We start from the raw sequence: 20,227 nt of genomic DNA on the forward strand, positions 1-20,227 counted from the left end.
CGGGGGCTTCCCCGGCTTCCCTGGTCAAGGGATGTTCGAGCCGCCCACCTGGAAGGGCTTGCCCGGCAGCGCGTAGCTGCCGCCGAACTCGGCGTCGCCGCCCAGGGTCGGGCAGCCGTTGGGCGGCTGGCAGGTCCAGTCGGAGCGCTGGTTGGTCCAGAAAATCACCGGCCCGTAGCGGTAGTTACTCATCTTCTTGCCGCCGTAGTCGGCCACCGAGACCACATAGGATTCGGTGCCGTGGTTCTCGGCGTCCTCGCTCGCGATCGGGTCGACCAGGCGGGTGTCGGTGAGCGTCTTGCGCACGCTGGCGCTGTTGAAGTCGCCGGCGAACTGCACCCACTCGAGGCGCCGGTCGCCGCGCGAGGTGACGATCACCTCCCGGTCGTAGCCCTGGGTGTAGATGGTGCGGGTGTTCGCGTTGCCGTGCGGCTTGACGTAGGCGATGTGGGTCGGGTTGCGGCCCACGCTCACGCCGCCGCGGCGCACGATCTCCGAGGCCGCGCCGCCGCTCGAGGCACGCAGGTAGTTGCCCAGGTCGTAGATGTGCAGCTGGCCTTCCTGCGTCGCGATGAAGGCGCGGGCCGCACCGTTGAGGCGCACGTTGACGGCCGTCGGCTTGGCCGCGAAGTCCTCGGTCTTGATCAGCACCGGCTTCTGGGCCGGGGCGGCGTCGAAGGTGTAGGGCCACTGGCTGGCACCGGCGCCGCGGCCGGCGACCATGGCGTTGAAGTCGCTCTGCGAGCCGTTGAAGTACTTCTCGCGGTAGAAGTTGAACAGCGGGCGCAGGTCGATGAAGGCCGCGCGCTGCTCCGACTTGGACACCACCACCGCCACGCCGGCGGTGGCCGAAGCGCTGGCGTTGTAGCCGTTGTAGAAGCTGCGGCGGATCGACTCGTCGCTCAAAGGCAGCGCCCAGTAGTTGCTCAGGTCGCCGTTGGCGGTGTGCACGCGGTAGCCCTCGAACTCCATGCCCGTCGACGACGAGATCTCGGTCGGGGCGCGCAGCGCGTCGGGCAGGTCCACATAGCCCAGCACCTTCATGTAGCTGATGTTGCCCAGGTTGGGCAGGCCGGGGAAGACGCCTTTCCACTCACCCCAGTTGTCGTACCAGCCGCCCGGGTTGTCGGGCGAACAGCCGGCGCACAGGCCGGCCAGCGCGATCACCGCGATCTGGCCGCGCGGACGCGCGGGCTGGCTCGTGTCCCAGACGGTCACCAGCGCGAATTCACCGCCCGGCGTGACCGACACGGCCGTCGGCACCTTGTTCGCGGCCAGCTGGACCGTGGTCTTGTTGCTCGCGGTGTTGCTGCCGGCGGTGCCGATCAGGCCGTTCTGGAACACCATCAGGCTGGTGGTGCACCAGCCGGTGCGGTAGCAGCGCCCGACGGCCACCGGGTCGCGCGCGGACTGGCCGTAGCTCTGCGCATTGAGGTCGTTGGTGCCGCTGTTCGCGGTGCCCGTGGTCCAGCTCGATTCGGGCTTCTGCGCGAAGGTGTTGTGGCCCATGCTGATGGACTGCAGCGTGGCCACGCCGACGCTCTGGGCCGGGGTGTCGGCCACGTAGGCCGCGTGCAGGATGCTCGAGGAGTAGTCGCCCGGGTCCGAGACCAGCGGGCCGCCGACCTGCCAGGTGCCGCAGTAGCCGCCCTGCGCCGCGGGCACGCAGCCCCGGTTGCCGTTGGGCAGGCGGATCGAGATCGGGTCGTAGGACTGGTCGGCGCGATCGCTGAGCGTGGGCCGGCCGCCATTGCCCGAGGTGCCGTAGGCCACCGGGTCCGGGCCGTAGCGGTAGGACAGGCCGGCCGCCTTGCTCATCTGCGCGGCCATGGCCATGTAGGCGGCCGGCACGACGTTGCGCGCGCTGTCGACGATGTCGTCCTGGGCCGGGGTGCTGCCGAGCGATCCACCGGCGCTGCCGCTGCCGCTGCCGGCACCCGCACCGGCGTTGACGTCGCCGGAACCGACGCCCGCATTGCCGCCGCCCGCCGACGAACCACCGCCTCCGCCCCCTCCACATGCAGCCAGCGCTGCAATCAAGACCGCAAAAGCGGCACTTTTTACTACATTCACAGGTGAGTTCCTCTGATTGACAGGCCTGCAATCTTGCGGCTGCGATGGCTTTGTGGCAATGAGGCTTTCAAACCTTTTCTGAAAGCGGTTTCCATGCCACAAGGGGTGTTACAAACGTATAGCATCGTGAGATGACGACCATCAGTCCTCCCTATGCAGAGCGCCGTGCGCGCCTGGCCGCCCAGCTTGGAAGCACGGGCATCGCGGTGATTCCGACGGCACCGGAACGGTCGCGAAATCGCGACAGCGACTTTCTCTACCGTCACGACAGCTACTTCTATTACCTGACGGGTTTCACCGAGCCCAACGCCTGGCTGGTGCTCGACGGCAGCGGCCACAGCACGCTGTTCTGCGCGCCCAAGGACCTGGAACGCGAGATCTGGGACGGCCACCGGCTCGGCCCCGAGGCCGCGCCCGAGGCCCTGGGCGTGGACGAAGCCGTCGCCGTGACCGAGCTCGATGCCCGACTGCCGCGCCTGCTCGAGAACCGCTCCGCGGTCTGGTACCCCTTCGCCACCCACAAGGGGCTGGAGTCGCGCATCGACGGCTGGCTCTCTTCCGTGCGCGCCCGCGTGCGCTTCGGCGCGCTGTGCCCCGAGACCCAGCGCGACCTCTGCGGCCCGCTCGACGAGATGCGGCTGGTCAAGGACGCCCACGAGATCGACATCCTGCGGCGCGCCGGCCGGATCAGCGCGCGGGCCCATGTGCGCGCGATGCAGACCTCGGCGCGCATGCTGCGCGAGGGCCGCGACCTGCGCGAATACCACCTCGACGCCGAGCTGATGCACGAGTTCCGCATGGGCGGTTCGCAGTACCCGGCCTACGCCTCGATCGTGGCCGCCGGCGCCAACGCCTGCGTGCTGCACTACCACGCCGATGCGGCGCCGGTGCGCGCCGGCGAACTGGTGCTGATCGACGCGGGCTGCGAACTCGACGGCTATGCGAGCGACATCACGCGCACCTTCCCCGCCAACGGCAAGTTCAGCGGACCGCAGCGCACGCTCTACGACATCGTGCTGCAGAGCCAGTACGCCGCGGTGGCGGCGACCAAGGCCGGCAACCGCTTCACCGATCCGCACGACGCCGCGGTCAAGGTGCTGGCGCAGGGCATGCTCGACGTGGGCCTGCTCGACGCGAACAAGGTCGGCAGCCTGGAGGACGTGATCGAGCAGCGCGCCTACTTCCCCTTCTACATGCACCGCACCGGCCACTGGATGGGCATGGACGTGCACGACTGCGGCAGCTACGTCGAGCCCACCCAGGTCGGCGAGGTGAGCGAACGCAGGGACCCGCTGTCGGGCGAGACGGTGAAGAACCGCCCGAGCCGCATCCTGCGGCCCGGCATGGTGCTGACCATCGAGCCCGGCATCTACGTGCGGCCGGGCGAGGGCGTGCCCGAGCAGTTCCACCACATCGGCATCCGCATCGAGGACGACGCGATCGTCACCGCCGACGGCTGCGAGCTGCTCACGCGCGACGTGCCGGTGGACGGCGACGAGATCGAAGCGCTGATGCGCTGAGCCTCAGCGCGGCGCGGCCTGCGCCGCGGCGGGCAGCGGCGCGGGGCGCCCGCCGCGTGCGCTCGATTCGGCCCGCGTGAACTCCTGGGGCGAACAGCCGTAGCGCTGGCGGAACACCCGGCCGAAATGCGCGGGGTCGGAGAAGCCGCAGCGGTAGCCGATCTGCGCCATGTACAGGCCGCTGACATCGGCAGTGCGCAACAGGCGCGTGGCCTCCTCGAGGCGGCAGCGCTGCACCATGGCCAGAAAGGTCGTGCCCCGGCCGGCGATGGCGAACACCTTGTGCACATGGCGCAGCGACACCCCGAAGTGATCGGCCATCTTCTGGGCGCCGAGCGCCGGGTCGGCGAGGTTCTCGCGAATCCACCCGCACATGCGGCCATGCAGGGCCCGGTCGCGCGCGGCGACCGACTGGAGGTCCGGCATGGCGCCGGTCTCCGACAGCGCGAAGGACAGCATCGACATGACGTGCTGCGCCACCAGTTCCTGCTCGAAGGGGCTGTGGATGTCCTGCACCTGATCGACCTGCAGCGCCTGAAGGTAGCGCGAGAGCGCGCCGGCCCATCCCGCGTTCGAGCGCAGCGGGAGCGCGGCCAGGTCGCCGGCCGGACGCAGCCAGCGTTCGATCAGCGGGCGCGACAGGCCGATGATCCACGAATCGGTGCGCTCGACCGAACGCAGGCGCAGCGCCTGGTCCGAATCGATGAGCACGCACTCGTCGGGCTGGAGGATGGTCGAGCGCCGCTGCTGCTCGCAGAGCGTGGCCCCGCCGCCGATCTTCAGCAGCAGGTGCAGCGGATAGATGTCGGCCTCCTTCAGGCCGCTGGGCACGCGGCGATGGATGTCGACCGCACTGCCGCTGGCGCGCATCAGCGAGAGCCCCGCGACCTCCATGATCGTGAGCCGCTGCGAGAAGGTCTGGCGCTCCGGGCTGTCGTAGTCGGTGTAGCCGACCTTGGCGCCGAGCTCTTCCGCCCAGAACGCGAAACGGTCGCGCTGCGGCAGCGCAGCGGTGTCGAAGTGCAGGGGGGACGCAGCGGCACGCTCGGACATGGTTCTCCTTCCGCGGACGTGCAGGCGACAGGCGGCGAGGGCCGGCCGCGGCATGCACACGTGCCGCGATGGTCGCGGAAAAACCCCGGCCGTCAATAGGGCCCGCCACGGGCCCCGTCGTCCTCTCGCGCTAGAGGTCCAGCACCAGGCGTTCGCCCTTGCCCCGCGAGCAGCAGATCATCATCACCTGCCCGGCGGCCCGCTCCGACGGGCTCAGGATGCTGTCGCGGTGCTCGATCTCGCCTTCGAGCACGGCCGTCTCGCAGGCGCCGCAGATGCCCTGCTCGCAGGAGGACGCCACGTCCACGCCGGCCGCGCGCAGCGTGTCGAGGATCGAGGCACCGGCTTCCACCTTCAGTTCCAGGCCGGTGCGCGCCAGGCGCAGCACGCAGGCCGTGCCGGTGGCCGGTGCCGGCGGCACCACCGCGCTGAAGCGCTCCAGGTGCACCTGAGAAGGCTCGCGCGCGCTGCAGGCTGCCTCGAAGGCATCGAGCATCGGCGCCGGGCCGCAGCAGTAGAGGTGCGCATCCGGCGCTGCCTGCTGCACCAGGCGCGCCATGTCCATCGGCCGGCCCTCGCAGGCGTCGTCGAAATGCAGGTGGACCTGCGGGTCGCCGGCCAGCCGCTCCAGCAGCAGCGCATCGGCGCGCGAGCGCGCGGCGTAGTGCAGCGTCCAGGGCGTGGCGCGCTGGCGCAGCGCCTGCACCATCGACCAGATCGGTGTGATGCCGATGCCGCCCGCGAACAGCACGGCCGGCGCATCGTCCGCATGCAGCGCGAAGTGGTTGCGCGGCGCGCCGATGGCCAGGCGGGTGCCGGGCGCGACCGCGTCGCACAGCTGCCGCGAACCGCCGCGTCCCAGGTCGTCGCGCTTGACCGCGATCACCAGCCGCCGCGGCTGCTCGGCCAGGTGCGTGAGCAGCGAGTACTGGCGCACCAGGCCGCCCGGCAGTTCGACGTCGATGTGCGCGCCGGGCGCGACCTGCTCGAAGGGATAGGCCGGGTCCGGCTCGAGTTCGAACAGCCAGGCCTGCGCGGCCAGCTGCAGCCGCCGGCCGACGCGCGCGGTGTGGGCCGGGCCGGTCACTGGGCCGCGTCGCGGAAGAAGTTGCCGGCCTCGACCCGCACCAGTTCCTGCGCGGGATCGAAGATCACGCCGGCCGGGTCACGCCCCTGCTGCACCGCCTTGATCTGCTGCAGCAGGCTGCGGCGCAGCATGCCCACGCCCTTGTCGCTGGTGGCCAGGTGCTCCTCGCTGTGCAGCGTGATCGGGCCCTGGCCGACCTGGGCCTCCCAGTCGCCGGGGAAGCGCTGGCGCTCGGCCGGCGTCATCTTCGACCAGGGGCGCAGGTTGGGGCTGCGGGGCAGGGCGTTCTCCGCTTCGGGGATCTTCATCGCGAAGCACAGGCGCAAGGTGGTGTCGTCCACCGGCACCACCCAGCCCACACCCGAGGCCGCGCCGTGCCGCAACTGCACGTTGGGCACCATGCGCACGTAGGGGAACATGGCGGCGGTCACGCGGTCGACCTCGCGGCCGTCCTCGAGCTTGCGGTAGGCGCTGTAGCGCACGCCGGTGTCGGTGTATTCCCATTGCACGTCGGGCATCACGCCCATCTCGGGCACGAACTGCACGCCGCTGAAGGAGGTGTGCAGCACCGGGATGTGGAAGGGGTCCATCACGTTCTCCCACTCCTGCAGCCAGTTGCACGGCACCAGCTCGACGTCGTCGTCGCCGCCCGCGTAGAGGCTGGAATGCGTGACGTGCAGCTTCATGCCCGGCGCCACGTCCTCCAGGATGTCCCAGCGCGGCAGCAGCGGCATCTTCTCGGGCGGGCCCATGTAGGCCCAGACAATGCCGTAGCGCTCCTGCACCGCGTACCAGGGCTGGCGGATCTTGCCACGGTGCTCGCCGCCGTTCTTCTCGCAGGGCTGGTCCAGGCACTGGCCGTCCACGCTGAACAACCAGCCGTGGTAGCAGCAGCGGATGCCCTCGTCCTCGATGCGGCCGAAGAACAGGTCGGTGCCGCGGTGGGCGCAGCGCGGGTACAGCAGGCCGGGGCGGCCCTTGCGGTCGCGGAACAGGATCAGGTCTTCGCCCAGGATGCGCACCCGCTCGGGCCGCTCCATGGTCACGCGCTCGGACAATCCCACGGGATGCCAGTAGCGGCGCATGAACTCGCCGCAGGGCGTGCCCGGACCGACCTCGGTCAGCGTCGCATCGTGGGTGGCGGGCTTGCGTCCGTAGGCGGTTCCGAACAGGCGGATGGGTTGCGCGACGGCGTTCATCAGAGGGCTTCCTTCGTGGCGGCCCTGCGGGCCCGCCGCGCATGTCGGTGGGCCTCTTCGAGGCATGGGCCAATAGTTTTACCGATCGGTCAAACCAAATGATATGCCGCAACGCTGGTTGCGGACAAGCAGGACTTCGTCGTCGCGCATCAGGGTAATCTCCAATTTGACCGTTCGGTTAAACCGTTTGTACAGTCGACCGGAGGATCGGCAACCGACCGGCCCAGCCGCCCCAAGGAAAACACGATGAAACGGTTTCGTTCGATGTCCGGCGCCAGACTGCTGGCGACCGCCGCCCTGCTGGCCGCGAGCGGCTGGGCCCTGGCGCAGGACAAGGTGAGCCTCGCCACCAACTGGAAGGCGCAGGCCAGCCAGGGCGGCTTCTTCCAGGCGGTGGCCGACGGCACCTACGCCAAGCACGGCCTCGAGGTCACGATCCAGCAAGGCGGGCCGCAGGTCAACAACCGGCCCATGCTGGCCGCGGGCCGCGTCGACTTCCTCATGACCGGCGGCCTGCTGACCGCCTTGGAGAACACGCGCAACAAGGTGCCCACCACCGTGGTGGCGGCCTTCTTCCAGAAGGACCCGACCGCGCTCATCACGCACAAGGGCCAGTACCGCAGCTTCGCCGAGCTCAAGTCGGCCAAGACGGTCTTCATCGCCAAGAGCAACCAGTTCGGCTTCTGGCAGTGGCTCAAGGCCGAGCACGGCTTCAGCGACGAGCAGTTCCGCCCCTACACCTTCAACCTCGCGCCCTTCATGGCCGACAAGGCCTCGGTGCAGCAGGCCTTCGCCACCGCCGAGGTGCTGTACGCGGCCGAGCTGGGCGCCGAGACCGACGTGTTCCTGCTGGCCGACCACGGCTACAACACCTACGGCAACCTGATCGAAACGCGCAACGAGCTGATCAAGAGCAACCCGGCGCTGGTACAGCGCTTCGTCGATGCGTCCATCATCGGCTGGCAGAACTTCCTGCACGGCGACCCCAAGCCCGGCCTGGAGCTGATCAAGAAGTTCAACCCCGACCTCAACGACGCCAAGCTGGCGGCCGAGCGCGCCCAGGTTCTCCAGCTGGGCCTGGTCGATTCGGGCGATGCCGCCACGCAGGGCATCGGCGCCATCGACAAGGCCCGCGTGCGCGACTTCGCCGAGCGCATGGTCAAGGCCGGCATCTACAAGCCGGGCGAGGTCAGCGCGGACCTCGCGGTCAGCGACCAGTTCGTGAACAAGAAGGTCGGCCTGAAGTCGGCCGCCAGGTGAGCCCGGGCCTGCGTGCGATCGCGGGCACGGCGCTCCTCGCGTGGAGCCTGGGCGCCGCCGCGGACGACCGGCCCCTGGTGCAGACCGCGCAGGGCGCGGTGCAGGGCGTCTCCGTCGACGCCCACCGCACCGCCGCCTTCCTGGGCATACCCTTCGCGCAGCCGCCGCTCGGCGCGCGCCGCTTCCAGTCCCCCGCGCCCGCCGCGGCCTGGGCGCCCGCCGTGCTCGACGCGGGCCGCTTCAAGCCCGCCTGCATGCAGGACGGCCCCGTGCCGGCCGAGATCGGCATGTCGGAGGACTGCCTTTATCTCAACGTCTACCGCCCCGATGCGGCACGCACGAGCGATGCGCCGCTGCCGGTGATGGTCTTCCTGCACGGCGGCCGCTACTGGACCGGCCGCAGCTCGGAGAACCGGGTGGAACAGCTCGCGCGCGAGGGCCGGGTGATCGTGGTCACGCCGGCCTACCGGCTCAACGCCTTCGGCTTCCTCGCCACCCCGGCGCAGGCCGCTCGAGGCCATGCCAATGCGGGCCTGCAGGACCAGCGCATGGCGCTGCGCTGGGTGGCCGAGCACATCGCGCGCTTCGGCGGCGACCCCGCGCGCGTGACGCTGTTCGGCGAGAGCGCGGGCGCCGGCAGCGTGCTGCAGCAGCTGCTGGCCGAGGACGCGGCCGGCCTGTTCCAGCGCGCCATCCTGCAGTCGACCTGGCAATGGCGGCTTCCCACGCTGGCCGAGGCCACGCGCGGCACCCAGGCCCTGGCGCAGGCACAGGGCTGCCCGGTCGACGGCGAGGCGCTGCTCGACTGCCTGCGCCAGCGGCCCGCCGAGAGGCTGCTGCCCGGCCTGGCCCGGAGCCACGCCTTCCAGCCCACGGTCGACGGCCGGCAGCTCCAGGCCCAACCGCTGCAGCTGCTGCGCGAAGGCCGCTTCCAGCGCGAGGTCGCGGTGACCCTGGGGCTGAACGCCAGCGAAGGCCACTTCATGGCCATGTCGCGCACCGGCTGGAAGAAACCCGGCGAGCCGGTGTCCGATGCGGTCTACGAACAGGCGGCGCGCGGCGCGCTGCAACCCTTCTACGCATCGCAGCAGGTCGAGGACATGCTCTCCTGGTACGCGCCGCTGCGCGCGGCCGAGGGCAACTGGCGGGCGCTGAGCCGGCTGCTGGGCGATTTCTACATCGACTGCGGCAGCCACGACGCGGCGCTGGCCCTGGTGCGCCACAGCCGGCGCCCGGTGCACGGCTACCGCTTCGCGCATGTGAGCGCGAACCATCCCAAGCCCTACCTGGGCGCCACGCACGGCGACGAGCTGGACCTGCTCTTCGGCGCGCCGGTCTACCCGCCCGGCTACCCGTTCACGCCGCAGGACAGGGCCCTGTCGCTGCGCATGATGCGCAGCTGGGCCGCGATCGCCCACGGCGGCGATCCGGCCACGCCCGGATGGCGGCCGATGACCGCATCCGCGCCGTCGGCCTACGTGTGGGCCGAACCGCCCGCCGCCACGCCGCATCCCTTCGCCGACATGCACGGGGCCTGCGCGAAGTGGCGGCCCTTCCTCGACGCGCGCTGAACCGGCGCCGCGCGGCGCCTCAGGCCAGGTCGTCCTCGCCAGGCGTCAGGCCGCAGCCGTGCAGCACGAAGGCCACCACCTCGCGCACGATGCGCGCCCGGTCCAGTGGCTGGCCGGCGCGCACGCGCATCATGAAACGCACCTGCACGTCGAAGTCGGCGTAGTGCTGCGTGACGGCCCAGATGTGCATCAGGAACAGCCAGGGATCGAGCGCGCGGATCCGCCCTTCGTCGATCCACTGCGTGAGCGTCTGGATGGCCTGGCCGGCGCGCGTGCGCGGCTGCGTGAGGATGCTGCGCAGCACTTCGGCGCCGCTGATCAGTTCGTTGGCGAACATCTTCGACAGCAGCGGCTGGTCGAAGGAGAAGGCCAGCTTGCGCTTCACGTACGAAGCCAGCACATGGGCCGGATCGCCGTCGCGCTGGCCGAAGGATTCGCGGCTCCATTCGTCGACCACCCCTTGCAGCAGCTCGACGTAGAGCGCTTCCTTGCTCTCGATGTAGTAGTGCAGCTGGGCCTTGGACAGCTGGGCCCGCTCGGCGATGGATTGGGTGGTCGCGCCGCGCAGCCCGTGCAGCGCGAATTCCTGGATCGCCGCCTGCCGTATGTCTTCCTGGATCTCGGGTCGCGACCGCTTGGCTAGTTTCCGCTCGTTGACCATGGCGCTCCGTCGCAGTGTCTCACTCGCCCGATGGTAACGGCGGAAGCGAGGCCGCGGCCGGGCGCCGATGGCGCCTCGCGCTTCAGGCCGCGGGCCGCGCCACCACGCTCTTGGGGTCGAAGCCCGCCAGCTGCTTGTAGCGCAGCGCGATGGCCGCGAGTTCGGCGTGCGGCACCACCTTGTCGATCTCGGTGAAGCCTTCGGGCGCGCGCTCGTGCGCCATCTGCATCACCTGCTCGGGACCGTTCATGCGGTTGCGCAGCACGATGCCCGCGGTGCGCGGCAGGCGGTCGGCCTCGTACTCGCGCAGCGCCATCGACGGGTCCTTGAACTGCGTGAGCGCCACCGTCAGCGCGCGCGTGTCCATGATGGCCTGCGCGCTGCCGTTGGAACCGATGGGATACATCGGGTGCGCCGCATCGCCCAGCAGCGTGACGCGGCCGCGCGTCCAGCCCGGCAGCGGGTCCTTGTCGACCATCGGGAATTCGTAGATCGCCTCGGCGCCGTCGATCACCGAGGGGATGTCGATCCAGTCCCAGCGCCAGTCCTGGAAGGCATCGGCGAACACCGACTTGTCGACTTTCTTGTTCCAGTCGCTCTTGGGCGGCGTGTCGTCGTCGGTGCCGGGCACGCGCAGTTCGGCGATCCAGTTGATCAGCGAACGGCCTTCGCGCCGCAGCGGCTCGGAGATCGGGTAGCAGACGAACTTCTGGTCCTGGTGGCCGGCCATGAACATGGTGCGGCCGTCGAGGTAGGGCGCGGCCTCGGTCACGCCGCGCCACAGCAGGCGGCGCGAGAAGCGCGGCAGGTCGCCGCTCGGATAGAAGGACCGGCGCACCGCCGAGTGGATGCCGTCGGCGCCCACCAGCACGTCGGCGCTGTGCTCGGCGAGCGAGCCGTCGGCGCGGCTGCGCAGCGTGAAGACCGCGGGCTGGCCCGGCGCGTCCATCAGGCCCGAGCCGGTGCGCACGACCGATTCGAGCACCTGGCCGGTGTGGATGCGGCCGGCGCCCAGGCGCTGCACCGCGGTTTCGTAGAGCAGCATCTGGAAGGCGCCGCGGTGGATCGAGTACTGCGGCACCGGGTAGCCGGCGGCACGCCCGCGCGGCTCGTGCCAGATGCGCTGGCCGAAGCGGTTGTAGTAGGCCAGCGCGGCGGTCTCGATGCCGATCTCGGCGAGCGCGTCGCCCAGGCCCAGGGCCGTGAGCTCGGCCACCGCGTGCGGCAGCAGGTTGATGCCCACGCCCAGCGGGCGGATGGTCTCGGAGGCCTCGAAGACCTCGGCCTCGATGCCTTCGCGCTGCAGCGCGAGCGCCAGCGTGAGTCCGCCGATGCCGGCGCCGATGATGGCCACTTTCATGATGCTGTCTCCTGGGTTGTCGTTCGGCGGCGCTTCAGTCGGCCTTGAAGCCGGTGGCCGCCACGGCCTTGCCCCACACCTGCGTGTCGTCGGCGATGACCTTGGCGAATTCTGCCGCGCTCGTGCCCGTGGCGCGGAAGCCCGCGTCCAGCATCTTCTGCCTTCCCTCGGTCGATTGCACGGCCTTGACGATGTCGGCATTGAGCTTGCGCACGATCTCGGGCGGCGTCTTCGCGGGCGCCACGATGCCGAACCAGGCGGTGAAGGCCAGGTTCGGGTAGCCCTGCTCCTTGATGGTCGGCACCTCGGGCAGCGAGGGGCTGCGCGTGGCGCCGGTGCTGCCCAGCGCGACCAGCTTGCCCGCCTTCACGGTGGACGCGGCCAGGCCCACGGTGGCGAACACGCCCGACACGTCGCCCGCATAGAGCCCGCCCAGCGCATCGGCCGTGTTGCGGTAGTGCACCGGCTCGGGCTTCTGGCCGATCGCGTCGCCGAACATGTAGGCGCCGAAATGGCCCGGCGTGCCGGCGCCGAAGGTGGCCATGAACAGGCCCTTCTGCTGCTTGCTCCAGTCGACGAACTCGCGCACGTTCTTCGCCGGCACCTTGAGCGGATTGACCAGCAGCACGAAGTCGGAGGTCACGACCTGGCTCACCGGCGCGAAGTCCCGGGCCGGGTCGTAGGGCAGGCGGTTGTAGCTGCTGGGCGCGATGCTCAGCTGGCCGGTCTCGCCCAGCATCAGCGTGTAGCCGTCGGGCGCGGCGCGCGCGGCCTCGCTGGCCGCGATCAGCCCGCCCGCGCCCGGCTTGTTGTCGACCACCACGCCCAGGTTGCCCCAGCCCTCGGACAGCTTCTGCGCCAGCAGCCGCGCCACGATGTCGGGCCCGGTGCCGGCCGGGAAGCCGACGATGATGCGCACCGGCTTGTCGGGGTAGGCGCCCTGGGCCGCGGCGGGCAGGGCGGCGCAGGCGACGAAGGCGGCGGCCACGGCCAGGGCCGCACGGCGGTGCGAAGGGAAGAGGGTCATGACGGTCTCCGGGTGTTTTGGGGAAAGAGCGCGGGCCGGCTCAGGCCACGCTGAAGAACTGCATCTCGACGCGGTCGGGACGCCGCACGCCGCTGCCGATGAACAGCCGTTCGTTGATCCAGCCCAGCGCCACCGAGGCGGTCTCGAAGCGCGGCGCGCAGCGGAAGTAGATTTCGGCCGGGTCGACCGGCTCGCCGCGCGCCAGCCGCGCCATCGCCTCGGGCGCGCCGCAGCGCAGCGCGGTGTTCTGCACGTAGATCCAGTCGCCGGCATCGGTCTCGAGCGTGTAGCGCGCGTCGAGGTCGGTCATGCCGCTGGCGGTCATGAGCTGAAAGTCGGCGCCGCCCGGCGCCACGCGCGCCTGCCAGCCATGGCCCTCGGCCGCGCCGCCGGTGATCGGGATCAGCCGGCGCCGGCCGCGCGGCGTGACGCCCACGTCCTGGGGCGCACCGACCTCCACGCGCAGGGTGGCGAAATGTTCGAGCAAGGGTGGGGCGAGCGAGGGGTTCGAGGGCATCCGGCTAGCGTAATTCCGGGTGGCCGGACGGTCTGTCATCCCGGAAGATGACAGCATGCGCGCCGCCCTTGCTTTCCTTCCCTCGCCCCCTCGGCAGGCGCGGCCATGAGAAGCTGGCAGGCGGCCCCCGCGAGCGACCGGCGCACCCAGGTGCTGGGCGAGCTGATCGGCCACCTCGGCAGCCCCGGCTTCGGCCCGGCCGTGCTCGACGGGCTGCAGGAGCTGGTGCCCGCCGCCTCCTGGTCGGTCTACCGGCTGGGCGCGCGGCCGGCGCTGTTCCTTTCGGCCGCCCGCGGCGTGCCCGACACCACGCGCGACTGCTGGCGCGCCTACCTCAGCGGCCCGCACCGCGACGACCGCAGCTTCGCCCAGGCCTCGAGCGCCACCGACCATGCGCCGCTGCTGTGCCACCTGACGGCCGCGGAGGCGCCGGCCGAGCACCGCGCCAAGGTCTACGAGGCGCACGGCATGGCCGAACGCGTGTCGGTCGCGCAGACGCAGGACGACGGCGGCGTGTTCGCCATCAACTTCTACCGCCACGGCCACCAGAGCGCCTTCAGCGACGCCGCGCTCGACAGCTTCGGCGCGCTGGCGCCGGCGCTGCTCGCGCTGGTGCGCAAGCACATGGCGCTGTCGCAGCCCGTGGCCGAGGCCCAGGCGCACGACCTGGAAGCGCGGCTGCGCAGCCTGTGCCCGGCACTGACCGAGCGCGAGCGCGCGGTGTGCATCCGGCTGCTGCAGGGCATGACGCAGGACGGCATCGCGAGCGACCTCGGCCTGGCGCTGCCGACCGTCAAGACCTACCGCAACCGCGCCTTCGCCCGGCTGGGCATCCATTTCCGCAACGAGCTGTTCGCGCGCGTGCTGTCGGCCTGAAGGCCCGGGCTCAGGCGCTGCCCGCCAGGTGGCCGCGCGTGAAGGCCTCCTCGAAGATCGAGTAGCCCGACCAGTCGGCATGGGCGAAGGACAGCCGGCCCGCGGCCACCACACCCTCGCTGCCCAGCTGCGCCAGCAGCCCCGGCGTGGGGATCGCCATCGCATGGCCGTAGCGCGTGATGTCGATGCGCGTGGCGCGCTCGGCGAGGTCGGGATGCGGCACCGAGAGCTCGGCGATGAGCTCGTCGCGCCAGGCGCTCCAGGGCTTGTCCAGCAGCTGCCGGCGGCCGTCGGCGCCGTCGAAGGCGCTGGGGCCCAGCGGCCGGTACCAGCTCAGCACGGTGGCGCGCGGCGTGGGGTCCAGCGCCTGGTGGCGCGCGTCGACATAACCGAGCCCGCGGCTGCCGTAGACCACGTTGTCCCAGCTGGGTGCGGCGCCGGCATGGTCGGCCAGCGGGCCGTCGATGTGCACGTTGGCCACCAGCCAGGGCGCATGGCGCAGGTGCGCGGCCGCATGGCGCAGCACGGCGGGCGGGTTCTCGACCACGCGCGCCGCGATGAACACCGGCAGCGCGACGATGCAGCGCTCGGCCTGCCAGCGCACGCGCGACATCGTGGCCGCATCGAAGACGTCGACCTCGACGCCGCCGCGCGCCTGCGCGATGCGCGTGACCACATGGCCGGTGCACAGGCGCTCGCCCAGCGGCGCGGCCAGGCGCTGCGTCAACCAGCCGTTGCCTTCGGGCCAGGTCAGCACCGCGTCGCGCTCGGCGTTGTCGTCGCCGGGCGCATGGAAGCCGTGCCGGCTCGCGAAGTAGTGCAGGCCGGCCCAGGCCGACACCTGCGCGAGGCCCGCGCCGTAGTCGTCGCGGCAGCAGTACTCGAGGTACCAGCGCAGGTGCGGATCGTCCAGGCCCTCGGCATCGAGCCAGGGGCCGAAGGCCACGGCATCGAGGGCCAGCCGCTGCGGCACGGCCGCGGCGCGCCAGGCCGGGATCGAGAAGCGCATCGCCTGGCGCACGTCGTCGACCCGGCGCGAGAAGCGCTGGTACTGCGCCAGCGTGCCCGCGCCCACGCTCTGCACCGGCAGCAGGCCGTCGTGCCATTCGCCCTGGAAGAAGAGCCGCTCCTGCGGGCTGTGGCACAGGTGGCGTTCGTCGTATTCCCAGCGGCCCGCGACCCGGCGCCGCAGGCCCAGTTCCTCGAGCAGGTCCTGCACCTCGTGCGCCTCGTCGCCGGGCACCGGCAGGTAGTGCGCGCCCAGCGGACAGGCGATGCCCTGGACCCGGCCGCCGCGGCTGTTGCCGCCGGCCTGGTCCTCGAGTTCGAGCAGCACGAAGTCCTCGATGCCGCGCGCCCGCAGCGCGCGCGCCGCGGCCAAGCCGGCCACGCCGCCGCCCACGATCACCACCTGGGTGCGCCGCGGCACCGGCGGGGCGCCGCCCGGCGCGGCGCCGTCGCGCAGCGCGTGCCCGCGCGCCACGTCGATGCCGGTGAAGCCGCCCGCGATGGCGTGCGGTGGCTCGCAGCCCGCCAGCGCCAGCGCGCCCGCGCCCAGGGCGCCCCCGATGAATGCGCGCCGCTGCATCGTCAATGCGCCGCGACCTTGCCCCACTCGCGCTCGTAGGTCGTGACCAGCGTCTGGTTCGACAGCCGGTTCACTTCCGCGGGAACGCGCGCCATGTCGAGCGGGAAGTCGAACATCAGCGGCAAGGTGGGCAGCGACAGGTAGCGCAACCCGGCCGGCAGCGCCTCGGGCCGGCGGTAGGGCCGGTGGCTCGAGATCACGAAGCCCCATTCGCCGAAGCTGGGCACATGCACGTGGTACGGCGTGGCCGTGAGACCCACCGATTCGATGGTGGTCGCCACGGTCCAGAAGCTCTGGCGCGCGACCAGCGGCGAGGTGGTCTGCACCACCGCGTAGCCGCTGGCGGCCAGGCGCTTGTCGAGCAGCGCGTAGAAGGAGTTGGTGTAGAGCTTGCCGATGGCGAAGTTGGTGGGATCCGGAAAGTCGACCACGATCACGTCGAACGCGTCATCGCCTTCCTGCAGCCACTTGAACGCATCGGTGTTGACGATGTGGAGCTTGGGCGATTTGAGCGAGCCGCCGTTGAGCGCCGCCAGCGTCTCGTGCTCGGCGAACAGCTTCGTCATGTTCGGGTCGAGCTCGACCAGCGTGACCGATTCGACCGAGGGGTACTTGAGGATCTCGCGCACCGCCATGCCGTCGCCGCCGCCCAGCACCGCCACCTTCTTGGGCGCGCCGTGCGCGGCCATCACCGGGTGCACCAGCGCCTCGTGGTAGCGGTACTCGTCGCGCTCGGCGAACTGCAGGTTGCCGTTGAGGAACAGCCGGTGGCCCGCGCCGCCGCGCGTGACCACGATGCGCTGGTAGGGCGAGGTGGCGCTGAAGACGATGTGGTCCTGGTAGAACTTGTCCTCGGCCAGCGTGGTGATGCGGTCGGCGAAGACGAAGCCCGCGACCAGCACCGCGAGCGTGAGCACGCAGGCCACCACATGCGCGCCGAGCCGGCGCAGCTCGTGCCGGAACAGCCACAGCGCCCACAGCGCGACGGCCGCGTTCATGAAGCCGAACAGCAGGCCGGTGCGGATCATGCCCAGCTGCGGCACGAAGATCAGCGGGAAGGCCACCGACACCGCGAGCGCGCCCAGGTAGTCGAAGGTCAGCACCTGCGACACCAGGTCCTTGAGCACCGCGTTGCGCTTGAGGATGCGCATCACCAGCGGGATCTCCAGCCCCACCAGCGTGCCGACCACGATCACCAGCCCGTAGAGCAGCAGCCGGAAGGCGCCGGGGATGTAGGCGTTGGCGATGAACAGCAGCGCCGGCAGCGCGCCGCCGATCAGCGCGACCATCAGTTCGATGCGCAGGAAGTGCGCGGGCAGCTGCCGCTCGAAGTAGCGCGAGAGCCAGGAGCCCACGCCCATGGCGAACAGGTAGGTGCCGATGATGGTGCTGAACTGCAGCACCGAATCACCGAGCAGGTAGGAACTGAGCGCGGCCGCGCTGAGTTCGTAGACCAGGCCGCAGGCCGCGACCACGAAGACGCTGGCGAGCAGCGCGATCTCGACCGGCCGGGGGCCCGCGGCCGCATCGAGCTCAGGGCCCCGGGCCGGGCCCTGCATCACGGACACCGGCTCAGCCGCCGTGGATCGCCGCGGCGACGATCAGCGAGACGCCCAGGCTCATGGCCGCGACCACCAGGCCGAGCGCGACGTTCTGCTTCTCGACGATCTCGGCCCACAGGTCGACCGGCGTGATCTTGTCGATGATGAGGAAGCAGAGCCAGAACACGATCACGCCGATGAAGGCGAACAGGATCGAACCCAGAAATGCGGCAGGCCGCAGCCATTCAATTCCCAGCATGAGAACCTCCGGAAGAAAACAGGTTTGAAAAGGCAGCGTGCGTCACTTGTGACCGCCGCCGCTGGAATAGCCGCCGTAGGAACCGCCCGAGCTGCGCGAGGACGAGCCGCCCGAGGAACGGCCGCTGCAGGTGCTCAGGATGATCAGCAGGATGAAGATCACCACGATGATCAGGATGATGGTGCCGCAGCCCATGCCCGAGGCCGCGCTCAGCGGCGCCGCATCGTCGCGCTTGAACATGTCCTTGCGCGCGTCGAGCTTGAAGGCCGAGGCCACCGCCGAACTGTCCATCTTGCTGCCGGACGACCAGGTCAGCTCGTTGGCCGAGCGCTCCATCGACAGCAGCGCGCTGCCGTTGGCGAAGTCGCGGTTGAAGCTCTTCTGCCCGCGCTCGACCTGCCAGTAGAACTCGCCCGCCACATAGGTGGTCTCGGCGTTGTAGGCGTACTGCTGCTGGTAGCTCTTGCCCAGGTACTTCGCGCTTTTGCCGCTCTCGGCCATGCTGGGCGCGCCGGTGGTCGGGGCCACCATGCTCCAGCCGTCCTCCGCATCGACCAGGAAGCTGAAGCCGCGCTTCTTGTTGTAGAGCAGGTATTCGTTCCAGCCGAAGTGCTCGTCGTCGCCGGGCTCCACGCCCATGCGGTGCTGGAAGCCCACCACCTGCCAGGCCACGCCCTGCAGCTGGCCGATGCTGCCCAGCGCGATCAGCGGACGCACCGGGTCGTTCTGCTCGGCATGCTTGAGCTCGCCGCCGATGCCCTGCGACAGGTCGATGATGCTGTGGCAGTTGCCGCAGGTGATGCTCTTGCTGTCGGCCAGGTTGACCGTGACCGGCGAACCGCAGTTGGGGCAGTTGAAGCTGCGGCCCTTCTCGTCCTTGGCCGATTCCTCGCGCAGGCCGGTGAGCTGCAGGTCCTCGAGGCGCACCGCGCGCCCGAGGTAGGCGCCCGGCGGCTGCGTGTCGTAGTCGAGGCTGAGCACCTCGCCGGTGTCGTTGCGCAGTTCGACCACCGCGAAGGTCTTGCCCAGTTCGGGCAGGCGCGGCAGTTCGCCCTGTGCGGACACCAGCGCCACCTGCTCGTTGGAGCTGACGGTGTAGTTCCGGCCGTTGAAGGCCGTGGTCGCGCCGACGCGCAGGTCGGTCGGCGCGGGCGCCGCGCGGTCCAGCGTGTGCGGCAGCGCGAAGACGAAGGCGCCGTTGTCCTCGCTGAGGACGCCGGTGCGTTCGCCGTCGAGCGCGGCGATCCATTCGGTCCAGCGGCCGCCCGGGTAGCTGTACTGCAGCCGCCCGACCAGCGTGAAAGGCTTGTTCTGGATCCGGCCCGCGGCAAACAGCTGCAGCGGGCTGAAATCGTCGAACAGCTCCGCCATCTTGCCGATGCGCGCGAGCGTGTCGCCCTGGCGCACGACCGTGCTCTGGCAGTAGGGGCAGACGGCGAAGGTCGATTGCGCCGACTTGAATTCGACCGGTGCGCCGCAGCCAGGGCAGGGCGCACGGTAGGCGCGCTGGGCGCCCGTTTCCTCAGCCATCGGTGCGGCTTAGACCAGCTTCTTCAAGAGTTCGGCCTTTTTCGCGTCGAACTCTTCTTGCGTCAGGATGCCCTTGGTCTTGAGGTCGCCCAGCTTCTCGAGCGTGGCCATCACGTCGTTGGCGCTGATCTCGGTCACCGGTGCCGCGGCGGCCACGGCGGCCGTGGCCGCCGCGTTGGGGTTCAGGCCCTGCGCCAGGTTCTGCGCCAGCACCTGGCCCAGCGCCACGCCCGCGCCCAGGCCCATGGCGTCGCCCGCGATGCCGCCACCGCCGTTGGCCGAGCCTTCGGCGAACTTGGGGATGGCCTGCGCCGTCTGGTACTGCATGAACTTGCCCATGTCGTTGCCGACCATGCCCATGCCGATCTTCTGGTCGAGCACCTTCTGCAGCTCTTCGGGCAGCGAGACGTTCTGGACCGTGATGTTCTCGAGCTGGATGCCGATCTTGGCGAACTCGGGCTTGAGCTGGGTCGCGAGGGCGTTGGCGAACTCGATCTGGTTGGCCGCGAGGTCGAGGAAAGGCACGCCGCTGGAGGCGATCGCGGTGCTGATGTTCTGCAGCACCAGGCCGCGCAGCTGGCCGTCGAGGTCGGCCACGGTGTAGATGTCGCGCGTGCCCGAGATCTCGGTGTGGAACAGCTTGGCGTCGCCGACGCGGAAGCTGTAGTTGCCGAAGGCGCGCAGGCGCACCGCGCCGAAGTCCTTGTCGCGGATCGTGATCGGCTGGGGCGTGCCCCACTTCTGGTCGACCTGCTGGCGGGTGCTGAAGAAGTAGACGTCGCTCTTGAACGGGGACTCGAAGAGCTTGTCCCAGTTCTTCAGGTACGTGAGCACGGGCAGCGTCTGCGTCGTGAGCTTGTACATGCCGGGACCGAAGACGTCGGCCACCTTGCCTTCGTTGACGAACACCGCCACCTGCGACTCGCGCACGGTGAGCGAGGCGCCGTTCTGGATTTCCATCTCCGCCATCGGGAAGCGCCAGGCCAGCGTGCCATCGCCAGTCTCGGTCCACTGGATGATGTCTATGAACTGCTTCTTGATGAAATCCATCAGTGCCATGGCGCCCCTCTCAGTCGTTGGAGTTGAATCGTCCGGATCATATAGC

The 20,227-nt window shown here is 70.3% G+C and carries 17 protein-coding genes; 4 read left to right on the forward strand and 13 right to left on the reverse strand.

What is annotated here, in order from left to right; translation table 11 throughout:
• Positions 1 to 24: 24 nt before the first annotated feature.
• A complete protein-coding gene (locus tag QTI20_RS27035; protein ID WP_286574306.1) occupies positions 25 to 2,073 on the reverse strand; it encodes a hypothetical protein in 2,049 nt (682 codons plus the stop codon).
• A 131-nt stretch (positions 2,074 to 2,204) separates the two neighbouring features.
• Here QTI20_RS27035 and QTI20_RS27040 point away from each other — a divergent pair, with 131 nt between their 5' ends.
• The gene (locus QTI20_RS27040; protein WP_286555261.1) at positions 2,205 to 3,593 is read left to right on the forward strand and encodes an aminopeptidase P N-terminal domain-containing protein; all 1,389 of its coding nucleotides are present in this window, start codon (positions 2,205 to 2,207) and stop codon (positions 3,591 to 3,593) included.
• A 3-nt stretch (positions 3,594 to 3,596) separates the two neighbouring features.
• On the opposite strand, the gene QTI20_RS27045 is transcribed toward QTI20_RS27040, so the two are convergent.
• From QTI20_RS27045 to QTI20_RS27055, 3 genes are all read right to left on the reverse strand, one after another.
• Entirely contained in the window at positions 3,597 to 4,646 is a 1,050-nt protein-coding gene (locus tag QTI20_RS27045) for a helix-turn-helix transcriptional regulator (protein ID WP_286555259.1), read from the reverse strand.
• Between the two features lie 130 nt (positions 4,647 to 4,776).
• Positions 4,777 to 5,733 (reverse strand): PDR/VanB family oxidoreductase, encoded by a 957-nt coding sequence (locus tag QTI20_RS27050; RefSeq protein WP_286555258.1) that lies wholly within the window; start codon positions 5,731 to 5,733, stop codon positions 4,777 to 4,779.
• Entirely contained in the window at positions 5,730 to 6,932 is a 1,203-nt protein-coding gene (locus tag QTI20_RS27055) for an aromatic ring-hydroxylating dioxygenase subunit alpha (RefSeq protein WP_286555257.1), read from the reverse strand. Before QTI20_RS27055 ends, QTI20_RS27050 begins: the two co-directional genes overlap by 4 nt.
• A gap of 246 nt (positions 6,933 to 7,178) precedes the next feature.
• On the opposite strand from QTI20_RS27055, the gene QTI20_RS27060 reads away from it, so the two are divergent.
• Both QTI20_RS27060 and QTI20_RS27065 read left to right on the forward strand, forming a co-directional pair.
• On the forward strand, positions 7,179 to 8,192 hold the full coding sequence (locus QTI20_RS27060; RefSeq protein ID WP_286555255.1) for an ABC transporter substrate-binding protein: 1,014 nt from the start codon (positions 7,179 to 7,181) through the stop codon (positions 8,190 to 8,192).
• Complete coding sequence (locus QTI20_RS27065) at positions 8,189 to 9,763, forward strand: carboxylesterase family protein (protein ID WP_286555254.1); 1,575 nt, start codon at positions 8,189 to 8,191, stop codon at positions 9,761 to 9,763. The genes QTI20_RS27060 and QTI20_RS27065 overlap by 4 nt, the downstream gene beginning before the upstream one ends.
• Before the next feature lie 19 nt (positions 9,764 to 9,782).
• Here QTI20_RS27065 and QTI20_RS27070 read toward each other — a convergent pair whose 3' ends face one another.
• The 4 genes from QTI20_RS27070 to QTI20_RS27085 form a co-directional block, all read right to left on the reverse strand.
• Positions 9,783 to 10,424: a TetR/AcrR family transcriptional regulator gene (locus QTI20_RS27070; protein ID WP_286555252.1), complete on the reverse strand. Its 642-nt coding sequence runs from the start codon at positions 10,422 to 10,424 to the stop codon at positions 9,783 to 9,785.
• Positions 10,425 to 10,506: 82 nt separating this feature from the next.
• Positions 10,507 to 11,784 carry a flavin-dependent oxidoreductase gene (locus tag QTI20_RS27075; RefSeq protein WP_286555250.1) on the reverse strand — a complete coding sequence of 426 codons (1,278 nt, stop codon included), beginning with the start codon at positions 11,782 to 11,784 and terminating at the stop codon, positions 10,507 to 10,509.
• A gap of 34 nt (positions 11,785 to 11,818) precedes the next feature.
• Positions 11,819 to 12,811: a Bug family tripartite tricarboxylate transporter substrate binding protein gene (locus tag QTI20_RS27080; RefSeq protein WP_286555248.1), complete on the reverse strand. Its 993-nt coding sequence runs from the start codon at positions 12,809 to 12,811 to the stop codon at positions 11,819 to 11,821.
• A 40-nt stretch (positions 12,812 to 12,851) separates the two neighbouring features.
• Entirely contained in the window at positions 12,852 to 13,328 is a 477-nt protein-coding gene (locus QTI20_RS27085) for a DUF3237 domain-containing protein (RefSeq protein WP_286555247.1), read from the reverse strand.
• A gap of 105 nt (positions 13,329 to 13,433) precedes the next feature.
• On the opposite strand from QTI20_RS27085, the gene QTI20_RS27090 reads away from it, so the two are divergent.
• Entirely contained in the window at positions 13,434 to 14,204 is a 771-nt protein-coding gene (locus tag QTI20_RS27090; RefSeq protein ID WP_286555246.1) for a helix-turn-helix transcriptional regulator, read from the forward strand.
• A gap of 10 nt (positions 14,205 to 14,214) precedes the next feature.
• Here QTI20_RS27090 and QTI20_RS27095 read toward each other — a convergent pair whose 3' ends face one another.
• From QTI20_RS27095 to QTI20_RS27115, 5 genes are read right to left on the reverse strand one after another with little or no spacing between them, the layout of a single operon-like run.
• Positions 14,215 to 15,792, reverse strand: a complete 1,578-nt coding sequence (locus QTI20_RS27095) for an FAD-dependent oxidoreductase (protein ID WP_286555245.1) — start codon at positions 15,790 to 15,792, stop codon at positions 14,215 to 14,217.
• 2 nt (positions 15,793 to 15,794) lie between these two features.
• Positions 15,795 to 17,351, reverse strand: a complete 1,557-nt coding sequence (locus tag QTI20_RS27100; protein WP_286555662.1) for a polyamine aminopropyltransferase — start codon at positions 17,349 to 17,351, stop codon at positions 15,795 to 15,797.
• Positions 17,352 to 17,364: 13 nt separating this feature from the next.
• Entirely contained in the window at positions 17,365 to 17,592 is a 228-nt protein-coding gene (locus QTI20_RS27105; RefSeq protein ID WP_183028562.1) for a DUF350 domain-containing protein, read from the reverse strand.
• Between the two features lie 42 nt (positions 17,593 to 17,634).
• Complete coding sequence (locus QTI20_RS27110) at positions 17,635 to 19,122, reverse strand: DUF4178 domain-containing protein (protein ID WP_286555244.1); 1,488 nt, start codon at positions 19,120 to 19,122, stop codon at positions 17,635 to 17,637.
• Positions 19,123 to 19,131: 9 nt separating this feature from the next.
• Positions 19,132 to 20,181 carry an SPFH domain-containing protein gene (locus QTI20_RS27115; protein ID WP_286555243.1) on the reverse strand — a complete coding sequence of 350 codons (1,050 nt, stop codon included), beginning with the start codon at positions 20,179 to 20,181 and terminating at the stop codon, positions 19,132 to 19,134.
• Positions 20,182 to 20,227: the final 46 nt, after the last annotated feature.

This window comes from Variovorax sp. J2P1-31 (assembly GCF_030317215.1).
In the GTDB taxonomy this organism is placed as follows: Bacteria; Pseudomonadota; Gammaproteobacteria; order Burkholderiales; family Burkholderiaceae_C; genus Variovorax.

Coding starts and splice junctions, on each gene's coding strand:
- QTI20_RS27040 (WP_286555261.1), top strand. CDS start 2,205: ATGACGACCATCAGTCCTCCCTATGCAGAGCGCCGTGCGCGCCTGGCC.
- QTI20_RS27045 (WP_286555259.1), bottom strand. CDS start 4,646: ATGTCCGAGCGTGCCGCTGCGTCCCCCCTGCACTTCGACACCGCTGCG.
- QTI20_RS27055 (WP_286555257.1), bottom strand. CDS start 6,932: ATGAACGCCGTCGCGCAACCCATCCGCCTGTTCGGAACCGCCTACGGA.
- QTI20_RS27060 (WP_286555255.1), top strand. CDS start 7,179: ATGAAACGGTTTCGTTCGATGTCCGGCGCCAGACTGCTGGCGACCGCC.
- QTI20_RS27070 (WP_286555252.1), bottom strand. CDS start 10,424: ATGGTCAACGAGCGGAAACTAGCCAAGCGGTCGCGACCCGAGATCCAG.
- QTI20_RS27075 (WP_286555250.1), bottom strand. CDS start 11,784: ATGAAAGTGGCCATCATCGGCGCCGGCATCGGCGGACTCACGCTGGCG.
- QTI20_RS27080 (WP_286555248.1), bottom strand. CDS start 12,811: ATGACCCTCTTCCCTTCGCACCGCCGTGCGGCCCTGGCCGTGGCCGCC.
- QTI20_RS27085 (WP_286555247.1), bottom strand. CDS start 13,328: ATGCCCTCGAACCCCTCGCTCGCCCCACCCTTGCTCGAACATTTCGCC.
- QTI20_RS27090 (WP_286555246.1), top strand. CDS start 13,434: ATGAGAAGCTGGCAGGCGGCCCCCGCGAGCGACCGGCGCACCCAGGTG.
- QTI20_RS27095 (WP_286555245.1), bottom strand. CDS start 15,792: ATGCAGCGGCGCGCATTCATCGGGGGCGCCCTGGGCGCGGGCGCGCTG.
- QTI20_RS27100 (WP_286555662.1), bottom strand. CDS start 17,351: ATGCAGGGCCCGGCCCGGGGCCCTGAGCTCGATGCGGCCGCGGGCCCC.
- QTI20_RS27105 (WP_183028562.1), bottom strand. CDS start 17,592: ATGCTGGGAATTGAATGGCTGCGGCCTGCCGCATTTCTGGGTTCGATC.
- QTI20_RS27110 (WP_286555244.1), bottom strand. CDS start 19,122: ATGGCTGAGGAAACGGGCGCCCAGCGCGCCTACCGTGCGCCCTGCCCT.
- QTI20_RS27115 (WP_286555243.1), bottom strand. CDS start 20,181: ATGGCACTGATGGATTTCATCAAGAAGCAGTTCATAGACATCATCCAG.